Source organism: Pelomonas sp. Root1444 (genome assembly GCF_001426885.1).
Classification (GTDB): domain Bacteria; phylum Pseudomonadota; class Gammaproteobacteria; order Burkholderiales; family Burkholderiaceae_C; genus Pelomonas.
This window is the reverse complement of record NZ_LMFP01000028.1, coordinates 327,878-341,106: the sequence shown is the minus strand read 5'-3', so window position 1 is coordinate 341,106 and position 13,229 is coordinate 327,878. Positions and strand designations below refer to the sequence as shown.

At 67.2% G+C, this 13,229-nt stretch carries 14 protein-coding genes; 9 read left to right on the top strand and 5 right to left on the bottom strand.

The genetic code is table 11. The features are described from left to right. Window positions 1–9 precede the first annotated feature (9 nt). From nth to ASD35_RS19320, 4 genes are all read right to left on the bottom strand, one after another. Complete coding sequence (nth, locus tag ASD35_RS19335; protein ID WP_056877434.1) at window positions 10–654, bottom strand: endonuclease III; 645 nt, start codon at window positions 652–654, stop codon at window positions 10–12. Window positions 655–674: 20 nt separating this feature from the next. Further along, window positions 675–1,319 (bottom strand): electron transport complex subunit RsxB, encoded by a 645-nt coding sequence (rsxB, locus tag ASD35_RS19330; RefSeq protein ID WP_056876591.1) that lies wholly within the window; start codon window positions 1,317–1,319, stop codon window positions 675–677. Beyond that, window positions 1,316–2,620, bottom strand: coding sequence for a polyhydroxyalkanoate depolymerase (locus ASD35_RS19325; RefSeq protein WP_056876590.1), 1,305 nt, complete (start codon window positions 2,618–2,620; stop codon window positions 1,316–1,318). The genes rsxB and ASD35_RS19325 overlap by 4 nt, the downstream gene beginning before the upstream one ends. Before the next feature lie 120 nt (window positions 2,621–2,740). Beyond that, complete coding sequence (locus ASD35_RS19320; RefSeq protein ID WP_056876589.1) at window positions 2,741–3,934, bottom strand: amino acid aminotransferase; 1,194 nt, start codon at window positions 3,932–3,934, stop codon at window positions 2,741–2,743. 116 nt (window positions 3,935–4,050) lie between these two features. Here ASD35_RS19320 and uvrB point away from each other — a divergent pair, with 116 nt between their 5' ends. The 9 genes from uvrB to tsaD all read left to right on the top strand — a co-directional run bounded on the left by uvrB (window position 4,051) and on the right by tsaD (window position 12,697). Continuing rightward, complete coding sequence (gene uvrB / locus ASD35_RS19315) at window positions 4,051–6,180, top strand: excinuclease ABC subunit UvrB (protein ID WP_369819232.1); 2,130 nt, start codon at window positions 4,051–4,053, stop codon at window positions 6,178–6,180. Window positions 6,181–6,370: 190 nt separating this feature from the next. Beyond that, window positions 6,371–6,904: a Fe-S cluster assembly transcriptional regulator IscR gene (gene iscR, locus ASD35_RS19310; protein WP_056876588.1), complete on the top strand. Its 534-nt coding sequence runs from the start codon at window positions 6,371–6,373 to the stop codon at window positions 6,902–6,904. Window positions 6,905–6,934: 30 nt separating this feature from the next. Next, window positions 6,935–8,155 (top strand): IscS subfamily cysteine desulfurase, encoded by a 1,221-nt coding sequence (locus ASD35_RS19305; protein WP_056876587.1) that lies wholly within the window; start codon window positions 6,935–6,937, stop codon window positions 8,153–8,155. A gap of 24 nt (window positions 8,156–8,179) precedes the next feature. Continuing rightward, the gene (gene iscU, locus ASD35_RS19300) at window positions 8,180–8,563 is read left to right on the top strand and encodes a Fe-S cluster assembly scaffold IscU (protein WP_056876586.1); all 384 of its coding nucleotides are present in this window, start codon (window positions 8,180–8,182) and stop codon (window positions 8,561–8,563) included. A 4-nt stretch (window positions 8,564–8,567) separates the two neighbouring features. Next, window positions 8,568–8,891, top strand: a complete 324-nt coding sequence (iscA, locus tag ASD35_RS19295; protein WP_056876585.1) for an iron-sulfur cluster assembly protein IscA — start codon at window positions 8,568–8,570, stop codon at window positions 8,889–8,891. A gap of 55 nt (window positions 8,892–8,946) precedes the next feature. Then, entirely contained in the window at window positions 8,947–9,465 is a 519-nt protein-coding gene (hscB, locus tag ASD35_RS19290) for a Fe-S protein assembly co-chaperone HscB (RefSeq protein WP_056876584.1), read from the top strand. Continuing rightward, window positions 9,465–11,309: a Fe-S protein assembly chaperone HscA gene (gene hscA, locus ASD35_RS19285; protein WP_056876583.1), complete on the top strand. Its 1,845-nt coding sequence runs from the start codon at window positions 9,465–9,467 to the stop codon at window positions 11,307–11,309. Before hscB ends, hscA begins: the two co-directional genes overlap by 1 nt. Window positions 11,310–11,318: 9 nt before the next feature. Further along, the gene (fdx, locus tag ASD35_RS19280; protein ID WP_056876582.1) at window positions 11,319–11,657 is read left to right on the top strand and encodes an ISC system 2Fe-2S type ferredoxin; all 339 of its coding nucleotides are present in this window, start codon (window positions 11,319–11,321) and stop codon (window positions 11,655–11,657) included. Then, complete coding sequence (gene tsaD / locus ASD35_RS19275) at window positions 11,654–12,697, top strand: tRNA (adenosine(37)-N6)-threonylcarbamoyltransferase complex transferase subunit TsaD (RefSeq protein WP_056876581.1); 1,044 nt, start codon at window positions 11,654–11,656, stop codon at window positions 12,695–12,697. The genes fdx and tsaD overlap by 4 nt, the downstream gene beginning before the upstream one ends. Here the strand turns inward: tsaD and ASD35_RS19270 are convergent. Further along, complete coding sequence (locus ASD35_RS19270) at window positions 12,694–13,086, bottom strand: Hsp20/alpha crystallin family protein (RefSeq protein WP_056876580.1); 393 nt, start codon at window positions 13,084–13,086, stop codon at window positions 12,694–12,696. The genes tsaD and ASD35_RS19270 overlap by 4 nt on opposite strands. Between the last annotated feature and the right edge of the window lie 143 nt (window positions 13,087–13,229).

Here is a 13,229-nt window from a genome sequence, read left to right as displayed (position 1 = left end):
GGCTCGGGATCAGGCGGAGGCCGATTTTAGGTGGCGGCCGTGGTCGCATTCGTCGATGACGGCACAAACGTTGCACAGCGGCTTGCGCGCCTGGCAGACATAGCGGCCGTGCAGGATGAGCCAGTGGTGCGCATCGACCAGGTAGGCCTCGGGGACGCGGTCCAGCAGGCCCAGCTCCACGGCCAGCGGCGTCTTGCCCGGCGCCAGGCCGGTGCGGTTGCTGACGCGGAAGATGTGGGTGTCGACGGCCATCGTCGGCTCGCCGAAGGCGACGTTGAGCACGACATTGGCGGTCTTGCGGCCGACGCCGGGCAGCGCTTCCAGCTCGGTCCGCGAGCGCGGCACCTCGCCGCCGTGCTGCTCGATGAGGATCTGGCAGGTCTGCAGCAGGTGCCTGGCCTTGCTGCGGTACAGGCCGATGGTCTTGATGTACGACTCGAGACCCTCGGTGCCGAGGGCCAGGATCTGCGCCGGCGTGTTCGCGACGGCGAACAGCCGCCGGGTGGCCTTGTTGACGCCCACGTCGGTGGCTTGCGCCGACAGCAGCACGGCGGTCAGCAGTTCGAAGACGCTGGCGAACTCCAGCTCGGTTTGCGGCGCCGGGTTGGCGGCTTTCAGGGTGGCGAAGAAACGTTCGACTTGGGCACCGTTCATGCCGGCATTGTCGGCCGCCTTCAACCCCGCTTGGCCCGCGCCCGGGACAGGGCCGCCTCGATGACGGCGCGCTTGCGGTCCAGCAGCGCGGGGTCGGTGATGGCGGACGCCGCGGCGACATCGGCCAGCTTGGCTTCGGCCTTGGCCATCAGGCGGGCATCGTTCTCCTCGGCCTCGCGATGGCGGCGGAACTGGCGGAAGACGTAGCGCTCGCGGGCCTCGGCGGCCTGGGGCTGGCTCCAGGCGGCCCAGCCGGTCGTGGTCGTGACCTCGGGCATGGAGATGCAATCGACCGGGCAGGCGGGCACACAGAGCTCGCAGCCGGTGCATTGGGCAGCGACGACGACATGCATCGCCTTCGGCGCGCCGACGATGCAGTCCGCCGGGCAGACCTTGATGCACAGCGTGCAGCCGATGCACCAGGCTTCGTCGATGACGGCGACGCCCCGCGTGGCCTCGACACCGTTGGCGGGGTTCAGAGGCAGGACCGGGCGGCCGGTGATCGCCGCGAGCCGCGCGACGCCCTCGGCGCCGCCGGGCGGGCATTGGTTGATCTCCGCTTCAGCCGTGGCGACGGCGTCGGCGTAGCCGCGGCAGTCCGGGTAGCCGCAGCGGGTGCATTGGGTCTGCGGCAGGGCGGCGTCGATCAGCGCGGCGAGGTTCACGCTTTGCGGCGTGCGCGGGGTGCCGGGGCCGCGGCCTTGGCGGTCTTCTTCAGCGGCGCGGCTTCATATTTGGCGATGAAATCGCGCACCTGCGGGTAGACGTTGTCGCGCCAGCGGCGGCCCGAGAAGATGCCGTAGTGGCCGGCGCCAATGGCGTCGTAGTGGAACTGGTGCTGCCTGGGCACGCCGGAGCAGATGTCGTGGGCCGCCTTGGTCTGGCCGGCGCCGGAGATGTCGTCCAGTTCGCCTTCGACCGTCAGCAGCGCGGTGGTCGTGATGTCCTGCGGGCGCACCAACTGGCCGTCGACCTCCCAGGTGCCGTTGACCAGCGCGAAGTCCTGGAACACGGTCTTGATGGTGTCAAGGTAGTACTCGGCCGGCATGTCGAGCACGGCGTTGTACTCGTCGTAGAAGCGGCGGTGGGCCTCGGCGCCTTCGTCGTCGCCACGCACCAGGTCTAGGAAATAGTCGTAATGCGAGGAGAGGTGGCGGTCCGGGTTCATCGCGACGAAGCCGGTGTGCTGCAGGAAACCCGGGTAGACCGCGCGGCCGGCGCCGGGGAAGTTGGTCGGCACGCGGTAGATGACGTTGGTCTCGAACCAGCTGTAGCTGCGGTTCATGGCCAGGTTGTTGACGGCCGTCGGACTCTTGCGGGCATCGATGGGGCCGCCCATCATGGTCATGCTGCGCGGCGTCGGCTCGCCGCGGCTGGCCATCAGTGAGATGGCAGCCAGCACCGGCACGGTGGGCTGGCAGACCGAGATGACGTGGCTGTCGGCACCGCCGACGTGGCGGATGAACTCCTGCACGTAGGCGATGTAGTCGTCCAGGTGGAAGGCGCCGACTTCCAGCGGCACCATGCGGGCATCGGTCCAGTCGGTGATGTAGACCTTGTGCGTCTTCAGCAGTTGCTTGACGGTTTCACGCAGCAGCGTGCTGTGGTGGCCGGACAGCGGCGCCACGACCAGGACCGTGGGCTGGTCCTTCATCCGCGACAAAACCGCCAGGTCGTCCGTGTAGCGCTTGAAGCGCAGCAGGCGACAGAAGGGCTTTTCCAGCGCGACCAGCTCCTGCACGGCGACATCGACGCCGTCGACCTCGACAGACTTGATGTCGAACTCGGGCTTCTCGTAGTCCTTGGCCAGTCGGTGCGCGAGATCCAGGCCGGCGGACAGGCGCTGGGCCATGGGCGTGTGCGCGAAAGGCGACAGCGGATGGCTGTAAAGCTTGGCCGACGCGGCGGCAAACTCCGAGAAGGGGCTGAGCAGGGCGCGCTGGGTTTCGAAGAGCTGATACAGCATGGCGAGCCTTGGACGAGGGACAGGAATGGCCCAATGGTGCCAGAAAACGCTGTCTTCTTTGTGCGCTGCAGCATGCGCAGTGGCGGTCAAACCGCCAATCCTGCGCATTCGTGGCTGACGTCAACCCTTCAGCACGGCCGCCATCGCGGCGGCGACGGTCGGCAGATTCCCTTCGTTCAACGCCGCGACGCAGATGCGGCCGGAGTCGACGCCATAGACGCCGAACTCGCCCCGCAGGCGCTGCATCTGGGCGGCGGACAGGCCCGAATAGCTGAACATGCCGAGCTGCTCGGTGACGAAGCCAAGGTCTTGCGTGACCCCAGCGCTCTTCAGCGCGGCGACCAGCGCGCCGCGCATCGCCTTGATGCGAGTGCGCATGCCGGCCAGTTCGTCCTCCCACAGCGCACGCAACTTGTCGTCTGACAGCACTTGCGCCACGACCTGGGCGCCGTGCGTCGGCGGGTTGGAGTAGTTGGTGCGGATCATGATCTTCAGCTGCGACAGCACGCGCGCCGCCTCTTCATCGCCGCTGCAGACCACGCTCAGCGCGCCGACGCGTTCGCCGTACAGCGAGAAGCTCTTGGAGAAGCTGGTCGACACGAAGAAGCCGACGCCGGCGGCCAGGAACTGGCGCACGGCCTCGCCGTCTTCCTTCAGGCCGAAGCCGAAGCCTTGGTAGGCCATGTCGAGGAAGGGCGTCAGGCCCTTGGCCTTGACGGCGGCGACGACCTCGCACCATTGCGCGGCCGTGATGTCGTAGCCGGTCGGGTTGTGGCAGCAGGCGTGCAGCACGACGACGGTGCCCGCCGGGGCGGCGTTCAGCGCGGCCAGCATGCCGTCGAAGTTGATGCCCTTGCGCTGGGCGTCATAGTACGGGTAGGTCTCGACGGTGAAGCCGGCCTGCGTGAACAGCGCGCGGTGGTTCTCCCAGCTCGGGTCGGAGATCAGCACCTTGGAGCCGGGGTTGAGCTGCTTCAGGAAATCGGCGCCGATCTTCAGCGCACCGGTGCCGCCCAGCGCCTGCACGGTGGCGACATTCTTCAATTCACTGCCGAACACCAGCTTCTGCACCGCCTTGTCGTAGACGGCGATGCCGTCGATGGGCAGGTAGCCGCGCGGCTTGGGAGCGGCAGCCATGGCGGCCTCGGCTTCGCGCACGCACTTCAGCAGCGGCAGCTTGCCGGCTTCGTCGTAGTAGACGCCGACGCCGAGGTTGACCTTGCCCGGCCGGGTGTCGGCGTTGAACTGCTCGTTCAGGCCGAGGATGGGGTCACGGGGAGCGAGGGCGACATCGGCGAATAGCGACTGGGACATGACGGGATTCCTGAAAGGACGTTGGCAGGAGGGGGAGGGCGAGGGATTGGGGTCTGCGCTAACCTGCCGTGTTTCGCAGCGCAGCAATTTTGCCCCGTGAACCCTGGGAATCCCTCATGCAGAAAGCCTTGAACGCCATGCCTGGCTCGGAAAGCGACTCGGAGGAGCGCAAGGGCGAATTCGTCAGCTTCGAAGGCTCGCCGTTCCAGCTGTTCCAGCCGTTCCCGCCAGCGGGCGACCAGCCGACCGCCATCGCCCAGTTGGTCGAAGGCATCAACGACGGCCTCAGCTACCAGACGCTGCTGGGCGTGACGGGCTCAGGCAAGACCTTCACGATGGCCAACGTCATCGCCCGCCTCGGCCGGCCGGCCATCATCTTTGCGCCCAACAAGACGCTGGCCGCGCAGCTGTACAGCGAGTTCCGGGACTTCTTTCCGAACAATGCGGTCGAATACTTCGTCAGCTATTACGACTACTACCAGCCCGAGGCCTACGTGCCCCAGCGCGACCTGTTCATCGAGAAGGACAGCGCGATCAACGAGCACATCGAGCAGCTGCGCCTGTCCTGTACCAAGAGCCTGTTGGAACGCCGCGACGTGGTCATCGTCGCGTCGGTGTCGGCCATCTACGGCATTGGCAGCCCGAGCGATTACCACCAGATGGTGATGACGCTGCGGGTGGGCGACAAGCTGGGCCAGCGCGACGTCATCGCCCATCTCATCCGCATGCAGTACACGCGCAACGAGATGGAGTTCACCCGTGGGCATTTCCGCGTGCGCGGCGACACCATCGACGTGTTTCCGGCGGAGCACTCGGAGCTGGCCATCCGCATCGAGCTCTTCGACGACGAAATCGAGGCGCTGTCGCTGTTCGACCCGCTGACGGGCCACATCCGCCAGAAGATCCCGCGCTTCACCGTCTACCCGAGCAGCCACTACGTGACGCCGCGCGACCGCGTGCTGTCGGCCGCCGAAGCGATCAAGGAGGAGCTGCGCGAGCGCGTCGCCTTCTTCGTCAAGGAAGGCAAGCTCGTCGAGGCGCAACGCATCGAGCAGCGCACCCGCTTCGACCTCGAGATGCTCAACGAGGTGGGGCATTGCAAGGGCATCGAGAACTACACGCGCCATCTGTCAGGCGCCCAGCCGGGCGACCCGCCGCCGACGCTGGTGGACTACCTGCCGCCCGACGCCCTGATGTTCCTGGACGAGAGCCATGTGCTGATCGGCCAGTTCGGCGGCATGTACAACGGCGACCGGGCGCGCAAGACGACGCTGGTGGAGTACGGCTTCCGCCTGCCGTCGGCGCTGGACAACCGGCCGCTGAAGTTCGCCGAGTTCGAGCGCAAGATGCGCCAGGCGGTATTCGTCTCGGCGACGCCGGCGCAGTACGAGCAGGACAACGCGGGGCAGGTGGTCGAGCAGGTCGTGCGGCCGACCGGCCTGGTCGACCCCACCGTCGAAGTGCGGCCGGCCACGCACCAGGTTGACGACGTGCTTCAGGAGATCCGCCTGCGCGTGGAGGTCAACGAGCGCGTGCTGATCACCACGCTGACCAAGCGCATGGCCGAGCAGCTGACCGACTACCTGAGCGACAACGGCGTGAAGGTGCGATACCTGCACTCGGACGTGGACACGGTGGAGCGCGTCGAGATCCTGCGTGACCTGCGCCTGGGCGCTTTCGACGTGCTGGTGGGCATCAACCTGCTGCGCGAAGGGCTGGACATTCCGGAGGTGTCACTGGTTGCCATCCTGGACGCCGACAAAGAAGGATTCCTGCGCGCCGAGCGCAGCCTGATCCAGACGATCGGCCGGGCGGCGCGCAACCTGAACGGCAAGGCCATCCTCTACGCCGACCGCATCACCGAGTCGATGAAGAAGGCGATCGGCGAGACCGAGCGGCGCCGTGCCAAGCAGATCGCCTTCAACGAGGCCAACGGCATCACGCCGCGCAGCGTGCAAAAACGCATCAAGGACCTCATCGACGGCGTGTATTCGGCGGAATCGGGCCGCGACGACGCCAAGTTGCTGGCGGCGGCCAAGGTCGAGGACTTGTCGGAGAAGGATCTGGCCAAACGTATTGCCCAGCTCGAAAAGCAGATGCTGGAGCATGCCCGCAACCTGGAGTTCGAACAGGCCGCGCGCCTGCGAGACCAGTTGGCCCAGTTGCGCGAGCAGGCCTTTGGCGCCCGGGTGCACGACAACATCGTCCCGCTGGACAACGCCCGCAAGGCCGGCTCGCCGCGCTGACGCTGCTGCGGCGCAGCAAAAAGGCCTGTTGAAACTGGGGCTACCCGCCCCCACCCTGGGAGGTGGGGCAATAGTCGAGTAAAATCATCGGAAATGATTCAGTCGGCTATTGTCCCGGTCATCCCGGGTTAACCCCGAATCCATTGACCTGGACAAATCGGGTTCAGGCATTCTCGCAAAGGAGTTTCGTATGCGTCTCACCACCAAAGGCCGCTTTGCCGTCACCGCGATGCTGGACTTGGCGCTGCGCGAGAATACCGGCCCGGTCGCCCTGGCGGCCATCAGCCAGCGGCAGCAGATCTCCCTGTCCTACCTGGAGCAGCTGTTCGGCAAGCTTCGCCGCCATGAACTGGTGGAAAGCACCCGCGGCCCGGGCGGCGGCTACTCGCTGGGCCGCAAGGCCGAGGACATCACGGTCGCCGACATCATCGTCGCCGTGGACGAGGCGCTGGACGCCACCGGCTGCGGCGGCAAGGAAAATTGCATGGGCGAGGACAGCGGCCGCTGCATCACCCATGAACTCTGGACCAACCTGAACGCCAAGATGATCGAGTACCTGGACTCCGTCTCCCTGCGCAAGCTTGCCGATGAGCAGCTCGCCAAGGGCTTCGAGGTCGAGGCGGCGCCGGTCAAGCGCGCGATCTCGTCGCAGCCGGTGCTCAAGCCGATCCGCGTGACGGCACCGAACTCGGTGTTCGCGCTGGGTGGCGCGTTCACCAAGTAAGTCAAAAGAACTCAAAGAAGCAGTCGTTCCATGGACATGACCCCGCACTTCCCGATCTACCTCGATTACGGCGCCACGACGCCGTGCGACCCCCGCGTGGTGGACGCAATGATTCCCTGGTTGCGCGAGCACTTCGGCAACCCGGCATCGCGCAGCCACGCCTGGGGTTGGGAAGCGGAAGAGGCGGTCGAGAAGGCGCGCGTGCAGGTCGCCGAGCTGATCGGCGCCGACCCGCGCGAGATCGTCTGGACGTCTGGGGCCACCGAGTCCAACAACCTCGCACTGAAAGGCGCCGCGCAGTTCTACAAGACGCGCGGCAAGCACCTCATCACCGTGAAGACCGAGCACAAGGCGGTGCTCGACACCATGCGCGAGCTGGAGCGGCAGGGCTTCGAGGTGACCTACCTCGACGTGCTGGAGAACGGCCTCGTCGACCTGGAAGCCTTCAAGGCCGCGCTGCGCCCGGACACCATCCTGGCCTCGGTCATGTACGTGAACAACGAGATCGGCGTCATCCAGGACGTCGTCGCGCTGGGCAACCTGTGTCGCGAGCGCGGCATCATCTTCCACGTCGACGCGGCCCAGGCCACCGGCAAGGTCGAGATCGACCTGGCCAAGCTGCCCATCGACCTGATGAGCCTGGCCTCGCACAAGACCTACGGCCCGAAGGGCATCGGTGCGCTTTACGTGCGCCGCAAGCCGCGCGTTCGCCTGGAAGCGCAGATGCACGGCGGCGGGCACGAACGTGGCATGCGTTCCGGCACGCTGCCGGTGCACCAGATCGTCGGCATGGGCGAGGCCTTCCGCATCGCCCGTGAGGAGATGGGCACGGAGAGCGAACGCATCCGCGCGCTGCACAACAAGCTCATCCAGGGCCTGTCGGGCATCGAGCAGACCTTCATCAACGGCGACCTCGAGCAGCGCGTGCCGCACAACCTGAACATCTCGTTCAACTATGTCGAGGGCGAGTCCCTGATCATGGGCGTGAAGGGCCTGGCGGTGTCGTCCGGCTCGGCCTGCACGTCGGCCAGCCTGGAGCCCAGCTATGTGCTGCGTGCGCTCGGCCGCAGCGACGAACTGGCGCACAGCTCGTTGCGCATGACGATCGGCCGCTTCACGACCGAAGAGGAAATCGACTACGCGATCAGCGTGCTGACCGACCGCGTGGCCAAGCTGCGCGAACTGTCCCCGCTTTGGGACATGTACAAGGACGGCATCGACATCTCGACCATCCAGTGGGCTGCCCACTGATCATCGTCGACACAGGAGAACACCATGGCATACAGCGAAAAGGTCGTTGACCACTACGAGAACCCCCGCAACGTCGGCAAGTTCGACAACAGCGATGACGTTGGCACCGGCATGGTCGGCGCGCCCGCCTGCGGCGACGTGATGAAACTGCAGATCAAGGTCAACCCGGCGACCGGCCTCATCGAGGACGCCAAGTTCAAGACCTATGGCTGCGGCTCGGCCATCGCCTCCAGCTCGCTCGTGACCGAATGGGTCAAGGGCAAGAGCCTGGACGAGGCGCTGACGATCAAGAACACCCAGATCGCCGAAGAGCTGGCGCTGCCGCCGGTCAAGATCCACTGCTCCATCCTGGCCGAAGACGCCATCAAGGCAGCCGTGGACGACTACCGCGCCAAGCACGCCAATTAAGCCCATGTCGGTCACCCTCACCGAAGCCGCGGCCCGCCACGTCAAGCGCTACATCGCCAAACGCGGCAAAGGCGTCGGCGTGCGCCTGGGCGTGAAGACGACCGGCTGCTCGGGCCTGGCCTACAAGCTGGAGTACGCCGACGACGTGGCGCCCGAGGACGTGGTTTTCGAGGGCCATGAGGTCAAGATCCTCATCGACCCCAAGAGCCTGCCCTACCTCGACGGCACGGAGCTGGACTTTGTCCGCGAAGGCCTGAACGAAGGCTTCAAGTTCCGCAACCCGCGTGAGAAGGACCGCTGCGGCTGCGGCGAGTCTTTCCGGGTGTGACCGCCATTGAATCGAGCCTGGGCGCGGTGCAGACCGCGCCTTTTTCATTCCCGCCATGCGCCTGACCGACAACGATTTCCAGCTCTTCGGCCTGCCTGAAACGCAGGCCCAGCAGCGCGCCGATATCGACGCGCGCTGGAAGGCGCTGCAGGCCGAGGTGCACCCCGATCGCTTCGCGGCCGAGGGCGCCGCCGCCCAGCGCGTGGCCATGCAGTGGGCGATGCGCGTCAACGAGGGCTACCAGCGCCTGAAGGATCCGCTCAGGCGCGCCGCCTACCTGTGTGAGCTGCGCGGCGTGCCGGTGCAGGCCGAGAACAACACGCAGATGCCGACGGCCTTCCTGATGCAGCAGATGGAATGGCGCGAGGCACTCGACGCCGCCAGCAGCGAAGGCGAGCTGGAAGCCCTGGATGCCGAAGCTGCACAAGCCGAAACCGCCGCGCTGGCCCGGGCCCAGCGTCTGCTCGACGACAACAACGACGCGCCGGCCGCCGCCGCGCAGGTGAGGGCGCTGATGTTCATCCAGCGATTCCGCGCCGATATCGACCAGCGCCTTGCAGCGCTCGACGCCTGATGGCCCTTCTTCAAATCTCCGAACCGGGCGCATCGCCCGACCCGCACCAGCGCCGCATCGCCGTCGGCATCGACCTCGGCACGACGCATTCCCTCGTCGCGGCTGTGCGCCACGGTGTGGCCGAATGCCTGCCCGACGAGCAAGGCCGCGTGATCCTGCCGTCCGCCGTGCGCTACCTGCCCGGAGGCCGCCGCCAGATCGGTGCCGACGCGCTCGCCGCGCAGGCTGAGGACCCCGAGAACACCATCGTCTCGGTCAAGCGCTTCATGGGTCGCAGCCTGGCCGACGTGGCCAGCCGCGAGCAGCTGCCCTACCGGTTCGAGGACCGCCCCGGCATGCTGGCCATCGCGACGCGCGACGGCGTGAAGAGCCCCGTCGAGGTGTCCGCCGAAATCCTGGCCACGCTGCGCTTCCGCGCCGAGGACAGCTTTGCCGACGACTTGTTCGGCGCCGTCATCACGGTGCCGGCGTACTTCGACGACGCCCAGCGTCAGGCCACCAAGGACGCCGCGGAACTGGCTGGCCTCAAGGTGCTGCGCCTCATCAACGAACCCACCGCCGCAGCCATCGCCTATGGCCTGGACAACGCCAGCGAAGGTCTCTACGCCGTCTATGACCTCGGCGGCGGCACTTTCGACATTTCGCTGCTGCGCCGGACGCGCGGCGTGTTCGAAGTGGTGGCCACGGGCGGCGACGCGGCCCTGGGCGGTGACGACTTCGATCGTGCACTGGCCGACTGGGCGCTCGCGGGCCGCGCCGTCGAATCTGCGCACGACAAGCGCGCCGTCCTCGTCGCCGCGCGCGCGGCCAAGGAAGCGCTGTCGGATGTCGAGTCGACGGAGCTGGTGGCTGCACTGGACGCGGGCGAACTCCGCGTGGCGGTCACGCGTGCCCAGTTCGAAGCGCTGGCTCAGCCACTGATCGCCAAGACGCTGTCGTCCGTCAAGCGAGTGCTGCGCGACGCCAAGGTCAAGGCGGCCGACGTGCACGGTGCCGTCATGGTGGGTGGCTCCACACGCATGCCGGTCGTGCGCCATGCGGTGAGCGAGCTGTTCGGCCGCGAGGTGCTGACCAACCTGAACCCCGACGAAGTCGTCGCGCTGGGCGCGGCCATCCAGGCCAACCAGCTCGCCGGCAACGCGGCCGATGGCGAGATCCTGCTGCTGGACGTGATCCCGCTGTCGCTGGGGCTGGAAACGATGGGTGGCCTGGTCGAGCGCGTCATCGAGCGCAATTCGACCATCCCCGTCGCCAAGGCGCAGGACTTCACCACCTTCAAGGACGGCCAGACGGCCATGGCCATCCACGTGGTGCAAGGCGAGCGCGAGCTGGTCAGCGAATGCCGGTCGCTCGCACGCTTCGAGCTGCGCGGCATCCCGGCCATGGTGGCCGGTGCGGCGCGCATCCGCGTCAGCTTCCAGGTCGACGCGGACGGATTGCTCAGCGTGTCGGCCGAGGAGCTGACATCGGGTGTGCAGGCGGCCGTCACCGTGAAGCCCAGCTACGGCCTCGGCGACGACGAGATCGCCAACATGCTGAAAGACGGCTTCTCCAGCGCCGAGGGCGACATGGCCGCCCGCAAGCTGCGCGAGGCCAGGGTCGAAGCCGAACGCATGGTGCTCGCCACGCGCAGTGCGCTGGCCGCCGACGGCGACTTGCTGCCTGAAGCCGAGCGAGAGGCGCTGGAGGCCCGCCTATCGGCCCTGGCCGCCATGAGCGGCGATGCCGACGCCATCGATGCCGCCGTGAAGGCGCTCGCCGAGGCGACCGAAGGCTTTGCAGCCGAGCGCATGAACCGCTCGATCGCCCGCGCGCTGACCGGCCGCAATGTCTCGGCTCTCTGAAAGAACCCCATGCCCGTCATCAAGATCCTCCCGCACGCCGAGTACTGCCCCGACGGCGCCAGCATCACCGCGGCGCCCGGCACGTCGATCTGCGAAGCGCTGCTGGACAACGACATCCATATCGAGCATGCCTGTGACCAGGTCTGCGCCTGCACGACGTGCCACGTCATCGTGCGCGAGGGCGGCCGCTCCCTTTCCGAGATGGAAGAGGACGAGGAAGACATGCTGGACCGCGCCTGGGGGCTGGAGCCCGACTCGCGCCTGTCCTGTCAGGCGCTGCTGCGCCAGCAGGACGTCACGGTCGAGATTCCCAAGTACTCGATCAACCACGCCAAGGAAGGCAAGTGAGTTCGGGCCAGCGCATCCTGGGTTTCGAGTCGTCCTGCGACGAGACCGGGGTGGCGCTCGTCGAGGTGACGGGCGATGCGCCGCCGAGGCTGCTGGCGCAGGCGCTGCACAGCCAGATTTCCATGCACCAGGCCTATGGCGGTGTCGTGCCCGAACTGGCCTCGCGCGACCACGTGCGCCGCGTGCTGCCGCTGGCGCGCGAGGTGCTGTCGCAGGCGCGGCTGTCGCTGCGTGATGTCGACCTGATTGCCTACACGCAAGGGCCCGGCCTGGCGGGCGCGCTGCTCGTCGGCGCCGGTGTGGCCGTCTCGCTCGCCGCTGCGCTGGATGTGCCGGCGCTGCCGATCCATCACCTCGAAGGGCACCTGCTGTCGCCCTTCCTCTCGATCGATCCACCGGAGTTCCCCTTCGTCGCGCTGCTGGTCAGTGGCGGCCACACGCAGTTGATGCGCGTGGACGACGTCGGCAGCTACGAGATGCTCGGCGAGACCATCGATGACGCCGCAGGAGAGGCCTTCGACAAGAGTGCCAAGCTGCTCGGCCTGCCGTACCCCGGCGGCCCGCACCTGGCGCGCATGGCCGAGTTCGGCAACCCCGAGGCCTTCGCATTGCCGCGCCCGCTGCTGCACAGCGGCAGGCCGGATTTCAGCTTTGCCGGCCTGAAGACGGCGGTGCTGACCCAGGTGAAGAAGATCGGCGACTCCCCTTGTGAGCAGACCAAGGCCGACCTCGCCGCGTCCACGCAGGCGGCGATCGTCGAGGTGCTGGTGAAGAAGTCGTTGCTGGCGCTCAAGGCCACGGGGCTGAAGCGCCTCGTCGTTGCCGGTGGCGTGGGCGCGAACGCCCGGCTGCGCGAACAGTTGAACGCCGCCTGCGAGAAACGGAGCGTGCGCGTGCACTACCCCCAGTTGTCCTTGTGCACCGACAACGGCGCCATGATCGCGATGGCCGCCGCGCTGCGTGTGCAGCGCGGCCTGACGCCTCCGGGCGAGGGCGGCGGCTTTGCCGTGCGCCCGCGATGGGAGCTGGGTGCGGCTTAGAGCACGGTCAGCTGGCCGCCGTTCTCGGCGACGCGCTTGACCAGGTTCAGCGTCAGCACACCGTTCTCGAAGCGGGCCTCGGACTGGCCTTGGTCGATCTCGGTCGGCAGCGCGAAGCTGCGGGCGTAGCGGGCGGCACGGCGCTCGCGGTAGAGCAGGCGCGAGCCGTCGGTCGGTGCGGCTTCCTCGGTGGCGGTTTCGATGCCGACACGGCGGCCTTCGATGCAGACCTTGACGGCCTCCTTGGCGACGCCGGGCATGTCCACGGTGACGCGGTAGCCCTTGTCGTCTTCGCTGACGTCCAGGGCCGGCGTGCGGGCGGCGTCGGCATCGACGTCAAACTGCCGCAGGACTCGGGCGACGTGGCGGGGGTGGGTCAGATAGAACATGGTGAAACTCCGTTGGTTGCGCTGCTGAACCAGTCGGGAGCAGCACCCGATGACCGAGAGATAGGGCAGTGCGTAAGCGCTTCAAGAGCGGTTGTGCGCCGGCACAAGAGAACTCACGCATTTGCAGGGTGGCGCGTTTGAGG